Genomic DNA, 14,757 nt, shown 5'->3' with positions numbered 1-14,757 from the left:
AACCTGTAAAGATCAGAGCGCTCACCACATCTGAGGAGACTGACGATGCGCTCTTGGTCTGTGATCATCATCCTGGCCGTCTCACAGTTCGTGATGGTGCTCGACAGCACCGTGATGAACGTGTCCATCTCGGTCGTGGCCGACGACCTCGGGACCTCGATCACCGGCATGCAGGCCGCGATCACCTTCTATGCGCTGACGATGGCCGCCTTCATGCTGACCGGAGGCAAGCTCGGCGACTTGATGGGGCGCGCAAGAGCATTCAAGATCGGTGCGGTCATCTATGGCATCGGCTCGCTGACCACGGCGCTGAGTCCCAACCTGACCGTCCTGCTCATCGGCTGGTCACTCGTCGAGGGGCTGGGCGCGGTGCTCGTCATCCCCGCGATCGCATCGCTGGCCGCCATCAACTACACGGGCAAGGCCCGGGTCACCGCATTCTCGATCCTCGGCGCGGTCACCGGGCTGGCCGCCGCCGTCGGCCCGCTGCTCGGCGGCGTGATGACCACCTATCTGTCGTGGCGCTACGTGTTCGTCGCCGAGACCGTCGTGATGGTGGCGGTCCTGTTCGCGGCCAGGCTGATTCGTGACGTACCCCGCGACCCGGAGGTACGCATCGACCCCCTCAGCGTCGTGGCATCCGCCGGCGGCCTGTCGCTGATCGTCTACGGCGTCCTGCAGTCGAAGACGTGGGGTTGGCTGAAGCCGCAGCATCCGCCGGAGATCGGCGGGGACGAGATCGCCCCGCTGGGCGTCTCCCCCGTGGCATACCTGTTGCTCGCCGGGGTCGTCGTGCTCTGGTTGTTCGTCCTGCGGCAGCGCACCCTGGCGACGTCCGGCCGCCAACCGCTGCTGCGTGTCGAACTCTTCCGCATCGCTGCTCTCCGAAGCGGACTCGGCGGATTCCTCGCCCAGTACTTCGCGATCGCCGCCCTCTTCTTCGTGGTCCCCGTGTACCTGCAGACAATGCTCGGACGCGACGCACTGCAGACCGGGGTGAAGATCCTGCCGCTCTCGGTCGGGCTCGTCCTGTTCTCGATCCTCGGATCCTGGCTCACCGCACGGCGTTCCGCACGGTTCATCGCCCGCGGCGGACAGATCACGATGGCGCTGGGGACACTCCTCGTCATCGCCTCGGTGGGAATCGATCTGCGCAACGCCGCCTTCGCCGCGGGCATGTTCGTGGTCGGCGCCGGCTTCGGTCTGCTCGCTTCACAACTCGGCAACGTCAACATGTCCGCCGTCGAGGAGAAGGACACCTCGGAGGTCGGCGGCCTGCAGGGCACCTTCCAGAACCTGGGGTCGTCGTTCGGCACCGCGGTCGCGGGATCGGTCTTCCTGCTCATGCTGTCGTCGGGCTTCGTGTCGGCGGTCAACGACGCCGAGAACCTCTCCCCCACCGACCAGCAACGCATCATCGCCGCCGTCGACGACCAGGGAGTGCCGATCATCTCCGCCGACGAGGCGCGCACCCTCGTCCTCGATGCGGGCGGCTCGGAGGAGTCCGCACAGGCGGTGTCACAGGCCTATTCGGATTCGCAGATCGCAGCCCTGCAGCAGTCGCTGTTCGTCGTCTTCGGCCTGCTCGTGCTGGCGTTGCTGTTCTCGCGGCACCTGCCCAACCGGATACCGGAACCCGGTCCGGCGCTCGAACGGAAGTCTGCCGAGCCCGAGCCGAAATCCGGCTCCTAGCCGATCTTCTTCCTGATCGTCGCTTCCGTGTGCCGCACCGCCTGAGCGGCGAACGGTCCCACGACCTTGCCGAGGAGCTTGCCCGCCATACCGCCGGGGAGGTTGTAGTTGATCTCGACGTCGAGTTCGGTGCCCGATCCACCGTCCGCGTCGGCGAACCGCCACGTCGTGTTCGCGTCGAAACCCTCGACGGCCTTCAACTCGATGAGCTCGTTCTCGACGTACTCGGTGCACTCGACCACCGACTTCAGTGTCTTCGGCCCGACGTCCATCGAGACCGCGAACTTCGCGCCGAGTCCGCTGGTCTTCTCCGTCGTCAGCTCGAACCGGGTGACGGTGCCGCGAAGCCGGCGGGCACGCGGCTCGTCAACCCCGCGTACGCCAAGACGCTCGGCGCCCTCGCCGCCGACGGCGCGGGCGCGATGTACGACGGGCCGCTCGCCCGAGCCATCGTCGCCGAGGCGGGCAGCACCGCGGGCGGCATGACACCGAGCCTGATGACCGAGCAGGATCTACGCGACTACCGTGCCATCGCCCGGGAGCCGGTGGTCACCACCTATCGGGGGCGACAGATCGTGGCCATGCCCGGACCGTCGTCCGGCGGGATCGCCGTCGCGTCGGCGCTGGGCATCCTGGCGAACTTCGATCTGCCGTCGATGCCGCCGTCCGATCTCGACGCCGACGGCGGGCGTCCCGACCCAGCCGCCGTGCACCTCGTCACCGAGGCCGAACGCCTCGCCTACGCCGATCGCGACAAGTATTGGCCGACCCGGACTTCGTCCCGCTGCCCGGGCGCGGGGTCGCGACCATCCTCGATCCGGCCTATCTGCGGTCTCGGGCAGCGCTCATCTCACCCGACTCCTCGCTCGGCGAGGCGCCGGCGGGTGACCTCGGACCGGTGCCCCTGGGGTCGCACCCGGGCACCGAACACGGAACCAGTCACATCACCGTCGCCGACCGGTACGGCAACGTCGCCACGATGACGACGACCATCGAATCCGCCTTCGGCAGTTACCACATGGTCGACGGGTTCCTACTCAACAACGAGTTGACCGACTTCTCCGCCGAACCCCGCGACGACGACGGGACGCTGCTCGCCAACCGGGTCTCGCCGGGCAAGCGGCCGCGCTCATCGATGGCGCCCACACTCGTTCTGCAGCCCGGCGCCGACGGAGCGCCGGCCGAGGTGGTCGCGGCCCTGGGTTCCCCCGGCGGGTCGGTGATCATCCAGTTCGTCATCAAGACGATCGTCGGGATGCTGGACTGGGGCCTCGATCCCCAGCAGGCCGTGTCGATGATCGACTTCGGCTCGGCCAACACCCCGACCTCCAACGTCGGCGGCGAACACCCGCTCGTCGACACCACGGACGACGGCGCACACGATCCGTTGGTCCGCGGCCTCCGGGAACGCGGAGCCGAGGTGTCGGTCGAGGAACAGTCGAGCGGGCTCAGCGCACTGCTGCGACACGGCGGCGGCTGGATCGGCGGCGCCGATCCGCGCCGCGAGGGCGCGGTGATGGGCGACAACGCGACGCTGCGGTAGACCGTCGCGCCACGGGTTCTCGAAAACGGCGTTGCCCCGATCGGTTCCGAGGGGCACTAGTTTTCCTCGGCGTCACACAGGGGCAATCGGGCGCATACACCCAGCTCATAGCGTCGAAGCGCTCGCAATTGCGACAAACGGCGTAGCGACGTCGTCGTGCGCCCCCGCGCACAGGGGGGCCCAGATCATCCAGGAGTATCCATGAGTGGCAGCATGTCCCGCCGACAGGCGATCGAGGCCGTGACGACCTACGACGTGTCGGCGCCGGGGTTCACCGAACCCCTCGCAGACACGTTCGGGCGCAATGTGTTCAGCCTGTCGGTCATGAAGAAGCGGCTGCCCAAGCACGTCTTCAAGGCGGTCGCCGCAACCGTCGACACCGGCTGCGCGCTCGACCCCACCCTCGCCGATTACGTCGCGGTGGCCATGAAGGACTGGGCCATCGAGAAGGGCGCCACCCACTACGCCCACGTCTTCTACCCGCTCACCGGTTTCACGGCCGAGAAACACGACTCATTCCTCGAACCCGACTCCACCGGTGCATCGCTCGCCGAGTTCGCGGGCAAGACGCTGCTGCAGGGCGAGCCCGACGCGTCGAGCTTCCCCAACGGCGGTCTGCGCGGCACCTTCGAAGCCCGCGGTTACACGGGCTGGGACGTCACCAGCCCGGCGTACATCCTGGAGAACCCGAACGGCAACACCCTCTGCATCCCGACGATCTTCATCTCGTGGACCGGCGAGGCCCTCGACAAGAAGACCCCGCTCCTGCGCAGCCAACAGGCCATGAGCAAGCAGGCCATGCGGTTGCTCCGCCTCTTCGGCCACGACGACGTCGACACCGTCGTCTCCTACGCCGGCGCCGAGCAGGAGTACTTCCTGATCGACGAGCACTTCTTCTATGCGCGACCAGATCTCATGACCTGCAACCGAACCCTGTTCGGCGCACCGCCGTCGAAGGGCCAGGAGTTCGACGACCACTACTTCGGTGCCATCCCGGAACGCGTGCTGTCGTTCATGATCGAACTCGACCGCGAGCTGTTCAAGCAGGGGATCCCGGCGAAGACCCGGCACAACGAGGTCGCGCCCGGCCAGTTCGAGATCGCACCGGTCTTCGAGCGGTCGGTCCTCGCCCACGACCATCAGCAGCTGATGATGACCACGATGAAGGCCGTCGCCGAGAAGTACGGCATGAAATGCCTGCTGCACGAGAAGCCGTTCTCCGGCGTCAACGGTTCGGGCAAGCACGTCAACTTCTCGCTCGGCAACGCCAATCAGGGCAACCTGCTCAATCCCGGCGACACCCCGCACGAGAACATGCAGTTCCTGACCTTCTGCGGCGCGATCATCCGCTCGGTGCACCTCTACGGCGGGCTCCTCCGCGCGGCGGTCGCCTCGGCGTCGAACGATCATCGTCTCGGCGCCAATGAGGCTCCGCCGGCGATCATCTCGATCTTCCTCGGCGACCAGCTGATGGACGTCTTCGAGCAGATCGCCAAGGGCGGCGCCACCGGTTCCAAGGCCGCGGGGGTCATCGAACTCGGGGTCGACACCCTGCCGCCCCTCAAAGCCGATCCGGGGGATCGCAACCGCACCAGCCCCTTCGCGTTCACCGGCAACCGGTTCGAGTACCGCGCACCGGGTTCCAATCAGTCGATCTCCGATCCCATGGTCGCCATCAACACGATCCTCGCCGACTCCATCGACTTCATCGCCTCGGACCTCGAGAAGCTCCTCGCCGACGGTCTCGAACTCGCGGACGCCGTCCAGAAGGTGTTGCAGGAGATCGTCAATGCCCACGGCTCGGTCATCTTCAACGGCAACGGCTACTCCGACGAATGGCAGGAAGAGGCCGCCGCCCGCGGACTGAAGAACCTGCGGACGACGGTCGACGCGGTGACGGAGTACACCTCGCCGGAGGTCGTCGAGATCTTCGAGAAGTACGGCGTGCTGTCGGCCCGCGAGCTCGAGGCCCGCGAGGACGTCATCTTCGAGTACTACGCGCTCACCCTCCTCGTCGAGGCCAAGGAGACCGCGGAGATCGCCAAGACGATGATCATGCCGGCCGCGATCCGGTACCAGGGTGAGCTCGCCGGGACGGCGGCGTCGCTCAAGATGGCCGGAATCGAGGCTCCCACACCGCTGCTCGAGGAACTGACCGGACTGATCAGCACGTTGCACGACGGGTTGACGGCCCTTGATGCCGGTATCGCCGGCATGCACGGCGAGTCCACCTTCGAGGAGTCGAAGTACGCGCTGGAGAAACTGGTCCCGGCCATGGCCGCGGTCCGCGAGGTCGCCGACACCCTCGAGTCCATCGTCGCCGACGATCTGTGGCCGCTGCCGACCTACAACGAGATGCTCACGATTCTCTGATCCCGCATCGTCGACACGCCCCTTGCGCATCGCGCAGGGGGCGTGTTGTTGCGCGCCTGGAGTTGTGTGGCGTGACGCCCATCCGCGCACCCGCATTAGCATCTCTACCCTCCCTTGAGGGTAGAGTTGGTCCGTCCTGCGGGGCGGCGTCGGCCGTCGGAATCGCCCGACGCCCGCGAGGGTGGGTGACCCCCTCCGCGACAGACGTTTCCGTTACCTCACGAAAGTCGAGACGCCGATGACGGCCGAGGTGCTGACTCCTGCCCGACAACAGTCGGTGCTGGCGACCCTGCGCTCCCCGCGGCGCCTGCGTACCGAGGTCCTCGCCGGTCTCGTGGTCGCGCTCGCGCTCATCCCCGAGGCCATCTCGTTCTCGATCATCGCCGGGGTCGACCCGCGGGTGGGCCTGTTCGCCTCGTTCACGATGGCGGTGACGATCGCCATCGTCGGCGGCCGTCCGGCGATGATCTCCGCCGCCACCGGGGCGGTGGCGCTGGTGGTGGCGCCCCTGGTCGCCAGTCACGGCCTGGATCACCTGATCGCCGCGGTGCTCCTCGCCGGGGTCATCCAGATCGTCCTCGGCGCAGTGGGTGTCGCCCGTCTGATGCGGTTCATCCCGCGCAGCGTGATGGTCGGATTCGTCAACGCACTGGCCATCCTCATCTTCACGGCTCAACTCCCCCACCTGCTGGGGGTGCCGTGGCTGGTCTATCCCCTCGTCGCGGCGGGGCTTGCGATCATCGTCGGTCTGCCGCGGCTCACCACGGCGATCCCATCACCACTCGTCGCGATCGTGCTGCTCACTGCGGTCACACTCGCGGTCGGGTTCTCCGTCCCCGACGTCGGCGACGAGGGCGACCTGCCCGACAGTCTGCCCAGCCTGTTCATCCCCGACGTTCCGTCGACCTGGGACACGTTGACGGTCATCGCGCCCTACGCCTTCACCATGGCACTCGTCGGCCTCCTCGAATCGCTGATGACCGCCAAGCTCGTCGACGACCTCACGGACACCCACTCCGACAAGACGCGTGAAGCCACCGGTCAGGGCATCGCCAACATCGTGACCGGTCTCTTCGGCGGCATGGGCGGATGCGCGATGATCGGCCAGACCATGATCAACGTCAAGGAGTCCCGGGCCCGCACCCGCATCTCGACGTTTCTGGCCGGACTCTTCCTGCTCATCCTGGTCGTCGGGCTGGGTGACATCGTCGCGCTGATCCCGATGGCCGCGCTCGTCGCCGTCATGATCATGGTGTCGGTCGGCACCCTGGATTGGCACAGCGTCAACCCGAAGACCTTGCGGCGCATGCCGAAGAGCGAGATGGCCGTGATGCTCGCGACCGTCGTCGTCACCGTGGCCACCCACAATCTCGCGTACGGGGTGATCGTGGGCGTCCTGACGGCGATGGTCCTGTTCGCGCGCCGGGTCGCCCACTTCACGGAGGTGGTCGATGTCGCCGATCCCGAACCCGGAACCCGCGTCTACGCGGTGCGGGGCGAGTTGTTCTTCGCGTCCAGCAACGACCTCGTGTACCAGTTCGACTATGTCGGCGACCCGGACGACGTCGTCATCGACATGAGCGGCGCACACATCTGGGACGCGTCGACGGTCGCTACGCTCGATGCCGTCACCACCAAGTACGCAGCCAAGGGCAAGACCGCCACCATCGTCGGCCTCGACGACCACAGCGCCGAGCGTCATCGACGCCTCAGCGGACAGCTCGGCGGCGAGGGCTGACCGGGTAGAGAGGACAGGTCGTGACCGACGACGGGACCGACACCGCCGAGCACCTGCAGATCGGCACGGTGGCAACGGAAACCGGGTTGTCCATCAAGACGATCCGCCACTACGACGAGGTCGGTCTGGTCGTCCCGTCCGCCCGCTCGGCCGGGGGCTTCCGGCTGTACACCCGGGCCGACATCGATCGGCTGTTCGTGATCCGGCGGATGAAGCCTCTCGGTTTCACCCTCGACGACATGCGCGCACTCCTGCACGCCGAGAGTGTCCTCGACGACTCCGACGCGGCGCCGGCGGACCGGCGGACGGCACTCGAGGAGGTCGCGGAGTTCCGGCAGCGCGCACGATTGGCGTGCGAAAAGCTCGAGCGGCAACTGGAATATGCGCACGAACTCACCGCTCAGCTGTCGGATCGACTGACCGATCCGGCGTGATCCGGCAGGGCACGTGGGCCCTACCCCAGCGGCCACCGGGTACCGGTGCGGGCCTCGGCCTCGGTCCAGAGTCGACCGGCCAGCTCGTAGTCGCACGCCGTGAGCGATCGGCCCGACAGCACCGGTCGGCCGCGCAGTCCCCACGGTCCGTCGACCCCCACGTAGCTGCCCGGCGGGATCGGCTCGGCCAGGCAGTGCAGGGTGGGTGCCGCGCCGGCGTCGAGATCGTTGCCGACGACACCCGCCAGGCCCTGCGCCGCGCGGTGCAGAACGCCCAGGCCCGGCTTGTTCGAGATGTTCGACGCGGCCCAGCCGGGATCGGTGAGCATCGAGGTCACCGGCGACCCGACGTCGCGCAACCGTCGGTCGAGTTCGAGGCCCCACAGCATCACCGCGAGTTTCGACCCGGTGTAGGCCCGCGGCGACGACCACCGTGTGCGTCGGAGGTCCAGGTCGGCGGGGTCGATGCGGGCGCGGCGATGCCCCTCCGAACCCACCGACACGATCTGCCGCCTGATGCGCGGCAGGAGCAGATTGGTCAGGGCGAACGGCCCGAGGAAATTGGTGCCCATGCCGAGTTCGAAACCGTCCCGCGTCGTCCGATGCTGATGCGGGAACATGCCGGCGTTGTTGACCAGCACATCGACCGGACCGTCGAGTTCCTCGGCGAAGGTCCGCACCGAGGCGAGGTCGGCGAGATCGAGCCGGATCACCTCGCAGTCACCGCCGAATTCCCGTGCGCGCCGGGCGCCGAGATCGGTGTCGCGGACGGCCAGGACCACCTGCACACCGGCCCGGGCCAGCGCGCGGGCGGTGGCCATCCCGATACCGTTCGTCGCACCGGTGACGACGACCCGCGAGCCGGTCAGGTCGGACAGGGACTTCGACGATGAGGGCATGGGCGCCACGGTACCCAGCGGCCGGCCGGGCGCGGTGGCACTCGGTCGGGGTGGGACTCGGGGGCGCAGCGACTCTCACCGGACACGCAGGGACAGTGCCACGACGAGACGCGTCGCCGGGTCGTCGAGATCAATCCCGGTCAGGGTCTGCACTCGACGGATGCGGTAGCGCAAGGTGTTCGGATGGACGTGCAGCGCCGCCGCCGCCGCGCGGACGTCACCGAAATGGTCGAGGTAGGCGCGCAACGACGCGGTGAACTCGCTGCCGCTGCGAGCGTCGAGCTCCGCGAGCCCGGCGACTCGACTGTCGACGAGATCGGGGTTCTCCGAGAGCAATCCGATGATCTCGGCGAGCAGCACCCCGGTGCGGGATCGCTCGACGGTGGTGACGTCGTCGATCAGGTCGGCGTCGCGACCGGCGGCGTCGAGGACACGATCGATCGCAGAGCGCAGATCGGTTGCGGCGGCGATGGTGTCGGGGCCGGCGACGACTGCGCGTGCCGACACGGCGAACTGGCGGTCGGCGGCATCGACGGAGATCCGCGCCCACGTGACGGCGTCGTCGAGCGGGACGCCTGGGAGCACGACGTACGCGCGGTCACCGATCGTGACCGTGACCGACAGCCGACTGAAAGCGCTGGCGTGCAGCATGAGTGCCGAGACCTGCCCGGCGCGGATGCCGTCGGGGGCCGTGAACCCCACGACCGTCACCGTGGCGGTCGGCGCGATGCCGAGCTGGGCGGCGAGGTGGTCTGTGTCGACCGGGACTCCGCCGACACCGAGGAGTCGCCGGACCCGCTGATCGTGGTCGGAGCCTGCCGAACGCCGTCGCGAGATCACCCGGGCCGCCACAGCTGCGGCGCCGACGAGTACCTCGTCGGTGTCGCGGGCCGGCGGGCGCGACCCCTCCTGCAGCCAGACGACCCCCATCAGGACGTCGGAGCGATCGCTGTGTGGGCCCGACGCCGGACGGATGGCGACCGCGCGACGCGGCCGAAGTCCGAGATCGGTGCGTGCGTCGACCATCACGACTCCGGACGACTTCCGGACCGCGTCCATCACGCCCCACTCCCGCAACCAGGCCAGCATCTCCGGCGGCCCCTCGCGGCCCAGGATCGACAGTCTGCGCAACTCGTCGGCCTCCTCGCCAGCCGAGCTGTAGGCGAGGACGTGCGCGTGCTCGTTCTCGATGCTCACCAGACCACCGGTCCGGCGGGCGACCTCCGCGGCGAGCTCGAACAGGTCGCCGGTGCTTCCCGACTCCATGGACTCGCCGCTCCCGACCGCGCCGCGTGCGGCGTCGAGCACCCGGGTGACGAGGTTGTAGATGCGTTCCCAGCGGGCGTGCGGATCGATGGCGATGACCGCGATGCCCAGTCGATCGGCGAGGCCGACCAGGGTCTGTGCGGGGTTCTTGGCCAGTACGGCGACCGGGCGGTGCGCGCCGAGGCCGCCGAGCCACTCCACGACGACGTCGTCGGCGAGTCCGACCAGGAGGAACAGGTCGGCGGGTCGGGCGGCGTGCCCGAGCCCGTAGTGCACGTCGTCGGCGTCGACCATCGCCATCGTCGACACCGGCGCGTCGAGACCGCGGGGCGACGAGACCAGGGTCGCGACGGTCTGGTCAAGGGCGAGGACCAACCGCCCGAGCGCGATACCGGCCGTCTTGTCCATACGGACAAGACTACGAGACCCACCTCGGCTGATCGGCCATATCGCGACGTCGAAAGGGACGGTGGACTGAGGTCATGGATGCCATCACCACTCCCCCTCGACCGTCGAACGAACCCGTCCACAGCTATGCCCCCGGTTCGCCCGAGCGTGCGCGCATCGTCGACGAGCTGGCGCGACAGTCGCATGCCGGCCGCCGCGAGTTCCCGCACATCATCGGCGGCCACCTGAGCCTCGGGGCGGGTGAGGAGATCGACGTCGTCCAGCCCCACGCACACCGCGAGGTACTCGGCTTCATCACCAACGCCACCCACGACGACGCCCGCGCCGCGGTGGACGCCGCTCGCGCCGCCGCCCCCGACTGGGCTCACACGAGCTTCGACGACCGCGCGGCCGTGATCCTGCGCGCCGCCGAGCTGCTGGCCGGGCCGTGGCGCGAGCGGATCGCGGCGGCGACGATGCTCGGTCAGTCGAAGTCGGTGCAGCAGGCCGAGATCGACGCCCCTTGCGAGCTCGTCGACTTCTGGCGGTTCAACGTCGCCTTCGCGCGTGAGATCCTCGCCGAGCAACCGGAGTCGTCGCCCGGGGTGTGGAACCGGCTCGACCACCGTCCACTGGACGGGTTCGTCTACGCCGTGACCCCGTTCAACTTCACCGCCATCGCCGCCAATCTGCCCACCGCCCCCGTGTTGATGGGCAACACCGTCGTCTGGAAACCCTCCCCCACCCAGGCGTACTCCGCGCAGCTGACCATGGCGCTGCTCGAGGCCGCCGGATTGCCGCCCGGGGTGATCAACCTCGTCCACGGCGACGGTGCCGCGGTCTCGGATGTCGTTCTCGCCGATGAGGATCTGGCCGGGATCCATTTCACCGGGTCGACGAGGACGTTCCGTCATCTGTGGCGTGAGGTCGGTGCCAACATCGAGCACTACCGGAACTACCCGCGCCTCGTCGGCGAGACCGGTGGCAAGGACTTCATCGTCGCGCACGCCTCGGCCGAACCTCATGCGTTGCGAACGGCGTTGACGCGCGGCGCTTTCGAGTACCAGGGACAGAAGTGTTCGGCGGCGTCGCGCGCGTATGTCGCCAGGTCGGTGTGGGAGCGGATGGGTGACGAGTTCCTCGGCGAGGCCGACGAACTCGCCTATGGCGACGTCCGAGATCTGACGAACTTCGGTGGTGCGATGATCGATCGGCGCGCGTTCGACAAGCAGGTCGCGGCCATCGACCGGGCCAAGTCGTCGGCGTCGCTGACCGTCGCGGTCGGCGGCGTCTGCGATGACACCGAGGGGTACTTCGTCCGACCCACGGTCTTGGTGTCCGACGACCCGACCGACGAGGCGTTCGCCATAGAGTACTTCGGTCCGATCCTCGCGGTTCACGTCTACGACGACGCCGACTACGAGACCATTCTCGGCCTGGTCGATTCGACGGCGCAGTACGCACTGACGGGGTCGGTCATGGCGACCGATGTCGCCGCGGTCGCGCTCGCCTCCGACCGGCTGCGGAACGCGGCGGGCAACTTCTACGTCAATGACAAGCCGACCGGCGCCGTGGTCGGGCAGCAACCCTTCGGCGGCGGCCGGGCGTCGGGAACCAACGATAAAGCCGGGTCGAAGCAGAACCTGATGCGCTGGACCTCGACCCGCACGATCAAGGAGACCTTCTCACCTCCCACCACCTCGTCGTACCCGCACATGGTCGCCGACTGGACGGCGCTGTGATGGGGTCCGTCTTCGACACCGTGCTGCGGCCCGCGATCGTCGCGGCATCGCGCAGCGAGCGGATCAAGGACGCGTCCCAGCGGTGGCCGGTCACCGGACGAGTGGTCCGCCGATTCGTGCCGGGCGAGTCGCTCGACGCCGCCATGGCCGCCGTCGGGGCCGAACTCGCCGACGGACTCTCCGTCTCGGTCGACTTCCTGGGCGAGGACACCCTCGACGAATCCCAGGCGGACGCCACGGTGACCGCGTATCTGGCTCTGCTCGAGTCTCTGTCGGGACGCCGTCCGGCACCTGCCGGGTCGTTGGAGGTGTCGCTGAAGCTGACCGCGCTCGGTCTCGCACTGCCGGAGCACGGCGCGAAGATCGCCGAGGAGAACGCGCGCACGATCGTCGAGGCGGCCGATGGCCTGGACGTCGTGGTCACCGTGGACGCCGAGGATCACACCACCGTCGACCAGCGGCTGGCGATCGTGCGGTCGTTGCGCTCCGAGTTCCCGGAGACCGGGACCGTGCTGCAGGCCTGCCTGCGCCGCACCGAGGACGACTGCGCCGAATTCGCGGCGTCGGGCGCCCGAATCCGGTTGTGTAAAGGCGCTTATGCCGAACCGCCCGCGGTCGCGTTCACCGACCGCCGCCAGGTCGACGACAGCTATCAGCGGTGCCTCCGGATACTGATGAAGGGCTCCGGTTATCCGATGGTCGCCAGCCACGACCCCAGGATGATCGACGCCGCGAGAATCCTCGCCGACGAATTCGGTCGCGCGCCGGACAGCTGGGAACACCAGATGCTGTACGGAATACGGGCCGACGAGCAGCGCCGGTTGGCAGCCGCCGGCGCACGCGTCCGGGTCTACATCCCCTACGGCGAGCAGTGGTACGGGTACCTGGTCCGACGCCTGGCCGAACGTCCGGCGAACCTGGGGTTCTTTCTGCGCGCGCTGGCCGGATGAGGCCCCCCGACCAGTCGACTGTGCGTCGGTTTTCGTTGACTGTGCGGCACTGGGCCACTGCTTCCGGATCCGAAACGCTGGATCTGCGGTTGCCGGAGCGCTGAAAGCCGCCCGCGGGGTCGAGCACAGCAACTACCAGAGGGCGGTGGGCCGGCGACCGCCAGACTTCAACTCGACCGGCAGACTTCGATCGAGGTCTGGGAGTCGAGTTGAAGTCTGTCGGTCACAATTCGGGCAGATACGCGAGATAGTCCCGACAGTCAACGCGAATCGACGCACTGTCAACCAAAAACACTGCACAGCGGACGAATTCGCGGTTCTCGGCTTGTGGAAAACCCTCGAAATCGAACGAATGTTCCTGTACCTTGGAGTCATGCCAGAGCTAGCCACTCTCCTCGATCAACTCATCGGAACCACCCCACCCACCGACGACCCAACGGGCAGAGCAACATTCGACGCCCTCGACACGTGGCGCCTGATCCGCAACCTCGCAGACCACCAGATCGCCGCGCACGCAGCGCAACTCGACGCCCTCGGAGTCGCACAGAAGACCGGTAGCACCACCAAGAAGCTGCTGATCGAGTCTGGACATGCGCCGGCCTCCGCCCTCCGCACCATGCGGAGTGTCGACGCGCTGCCCAACCTGCCCGCTTTGGCGCGTCATACCGCCGATGGGCGGCAGTCCGGCGAGGTCGTCGATGCCATCGTCCGCGGCATGAACGAGCTCGATAGACGTTGTGGTGAGGCGCTTTCCGGCGACGAGCGCTCGCGGTTTGAGATCGAACTCATCGCCCAAGCACTATCCGGTGCAACACCGACTGAGGTGCTCAAGCATGCTCACGTCATCGGCAACGCTCTCGCCGATGCTTGTGGCGCAGGAATCCGAGCGTCGGACGATGCAAGCTTGAACTCGGTGAACGCACACACCACCGACGACGGCCGCGTCGAAGTCCGCGCCGAGCTCACCCAGGTGGTCGGCGAGAAGTTCCTGACGATGATCGATGAGCGCTCGTGCCCCAGGCCCGAACCCGACGGCGCCGAAGATCGACGCACCGCCGAGCAACGCCGCGCCGACGCCTTCGAGTTGATCCTCGACCAAGCCGCGATCGGCGCTACCCTCGATACCGTTGGTTCCCCGCGCACTCAATTGATGCTGACCATCCCCGCGACCGGAGACCTCGCAACGCTGCCGTGGACCGGATCGGTCAGCCATGCCACCGCGAAACAGGTCTCGTGCGACGGCTCGCTCACGGAGATCATCCTCGATAGTGAGGGCGTACCACTACAGATGGGTCACACCCGCCGGTTGTATCCGTCACACCTACGCAAAGCGATCATCGTCCGCGACGCGTGCTGCGTCAAATGTGGTGCACCGCCGTCCCATACGCAGGTGCATCACATCAAGTCGTGGGCCGAGGGTGGACCCACCGACCTCGACAACGGCTGCCTGCTCTGCCAACGCTGCCACACCCAGGTCCACCATCACGGCTGGGACATTGTCATGGGTTTCGACCGCCACCCGTGGCTCGTCCCGCCCGCCAATATCGACCCGCACCGCCGACCGCTACCGGCCTACAACCGCCGCACCATGCGACTCGACGACGCCGCCTGACCGGCCGTCCGACACACACTTTCGCGTAGCACCTTCCGAACCCGGGCCACACCCCGGGACCGCATCCGTCCCTTGACAACTCCACAGAGACATAGCAGTCGGCTCCGTTCCCCTCCACATG

9 protein-coding genes and 2 pseudogenes are annotated in these 14,757 nt (G+C 67.7%); 8 read left to right on the top strand and 3 right to left on the bottom strand.

Annotated elements, in window-relative coordinates; all coding sequences use genetic code 11:
• Positions 1-45 precede the first annotated feature (45 nt).
• On the top strand, positions 46-1,692 hold the full coding sequence (locus tag MVF96_RS06580; protein WP_247451701.1) for an MFS transporter: 1,647 nt from the start codon (positions 46-48) through the stop codon (positions 1,690-1,692).
• Here the strand turns inward: MVF96_RS06580 and MVF96_RS06575 are convergent.
• Positions 1,689-2,027: pseudogene (locus MVF96_RS06575) on the bottom strand (SRPBCC family protein); the annotation flags it as partial. The gene MVF96_RS06580 and the pseudogene MVF96_RS06575 overlap by 4 nt on opposite strands.
• Between MVF96_RS06575 and MVF96_RS06570 the strand changes: the two are divergent.
• The 4 genes and pseudogenes from MVF96_RS06570 to MVF96_RS06555 form a co-directional block, all read left to right on the top strand.
• Positions 2,025-3,235: pseudogene (locus MVF96_RS06570) on the top strand (gamma-glutamyltransferase family protein); the annotation flags it as partial. The pseudogenes MVF96_RS06575 and MVF96_RS06570 overlap by 3 nt on opposite strands.
• A gap of 201 nt (positions 3,236-3,436) precedes the next feature.
• Entirely contained in the window at positions 3,437-5,608 is a 2,172-nt protein-coding gene (locus MVF96_RS06565; RefSeq protein WP_058251564.1) for a glutamine synthetase III family protein, read from the top strand.
• Positions 5,609-5,846: 238 nt separating this feature from the next.
• Positions 5,847-7,346: a SulP family inorganic anion transporter gene (locus MVF96_RS06560; protein WP_065630823.1), complete on the top strand. Its 1,500-nt coding sequence runs from the start codon at positions 5,847-5,849 to the stop codon at positions 7,344-7,346.
• Positions 7,347-7,366: 20 nt separating this feature from the next.
• Positions 7,367-7,780, top strand: a complete 414-nt coding sequence (locus MVF96_RS06555) for a MerR family transcriptional regulator (RefSeq protein ID WP_247451700.1) — start codon at positions 7,367-7,369, stop codon at positions 7,778-7,780.
• A 20-nt stretch (positions 7,781-7,800) separates the two neighbouring features.
• Here the strand turns inward: MVF96_RS06555 and MVF96_RS06550 are convergent, their stop codons facing one another.
• Positions 7,801-8,679 carry an SDR family NAD(P)-dependent oxidoreductase gene (locus MVF96_RS06550; RefSeq protein ID WP_247451699.1) on the bottom strand — a complete coding sequence of 293 codons (879 nt, stop codon included), beginning with the start codon at positions 8,677-8,679 and terminating at the stop codon, positions 7,801-7,803.
• A gap of 75 nt (positions 8,680-8,754) precedes the next feature.
• On the bottom strand, positions 8,755-10,353 hold the full coding sequence (locus MVF96_RS06545) for a PucR family transcriptional regulator (RefSeq protein WP_247451698.1): 1,599 nt from the start codon (positions 10,351-10,353) through the stop codon (positions 8,755-8,757).
• A gap of 74 nt (positions 10,354-10,427) precedes the next feature.
• On the opposite strand from MVF96_RS06545, the gene pruA reads away from it, so the two are divergent.
• The 3 genes from pruA to MVF96_RS06530 all read left to right on the top strand — a co-directional run bounded on the left by pruA (position 10,428) and on the right by MVF96_RS06530 (position 14,636).
• Complete coding sequence (pruA, locus tag MVF96_RS06540) at positions 10,428-12,074, top strand: L-glutamate gamma-semialdehyde dehydrogenase (protein ID WP_247451697.1); 1,647 nt, start codon at positions 10,428-10,430, stop codon at positions 12,072-12,074.
• A complete protein-coding gene (locus MVF96_RS06535) occupies positions 12,074-13,024 on the top strand; it encodes a proline dehydrogenase family protein (RefSeq protein ID WP_247451696.1) in 951 nt (316 codons plus the stop codon). The genes pruA and MVF96_RS06535 overlap by 1 nt, the downstream gene beginning before the upstream one ends.
• Positions 13,025-13,376: 352 nt before the next feature.
• Positions 13,377-14,636, top strand: a complete 1,260-nt coding sequence (locus MVF96_RS06530; RefSeq protein ID WP_247451695.1) for an HNH endonuclease signature motif containing protein — start codon at positions 13,377-13,379, stop codon at positions 14,634-14,636.
• Positions 14,637-14,757 lie beyond the last annotated feature (121 nt).

The organism is Gordonia hongkongensis, from assembly GCF_023078355.1.
Taxonomy (GTDB): domain Bacteria; phylum Actinomycetota; class Actinomycetes; order Mycobacteriales; family Mycobacteriaceae; genus Gordonia; species Gordonia hongkongensis.
Note: the sequence above shows the minus strand (reverse complement) of the source record. Positions and strands in the feature narration are given on the sequence as shown.

Coding starts and splice junctions, on each gene's coding strand:
- MVF96_RS06580 (WP_247451701.1), top strand. CDS start 46: ATGCGCTCTTGGTCTGTGATCATCATCCTGGCCGTCTCACAGTTCGTG.
- MVF96_RS06565 (WP_058251564.1), top strand. CDS start 3,437: ATGAGTGGCAGCATGTCCCGCCGACAGGCGATCGAGGCCGTGACGACC.
- MVF96_RS06560 (WP_065630823.1), top strand. CDS start 5,847: ATGACGGCCGAGGTGCTGACTCCTGCCCGACAACAGTCGGTGCTGGCG.
- MVF96_RS06550 (WP_247451699.1), bottom strand. CDS start 8,679: ATGCCCTCATCGTCGAAGTCCCTGTCCGACCTGACCGGCTCGCGGGTC.
- MVF96_RS06545 (WP_247451698.1), bottom strand. CDS start 10,353: ATGGACAAGACGGCCGGTATCGCGCTCGGGCGGTTGGTCCTCGCCCTT.
- pruA (WP_247451697.1), top strand. CDS start 10,428: ATGGATGCCATCACCACTCCCCCTCGACCGTCGAACGAACCCGTCCAC.
- MVF96_RS06535 (WP_247451696.1), top strand. CDS start 12,074: ATGGGGTCCGTCTTCGACACCGTGCTGCGGCCCGCGATCGTCGCGGCA.
- MVF96_RS06530 (WP_247451695.1), top strand. CDS start 13,377: ATGTTCCTGTACCTTGGAGTCATGCCAGAGCTAGCCACTCTCCTCGAT.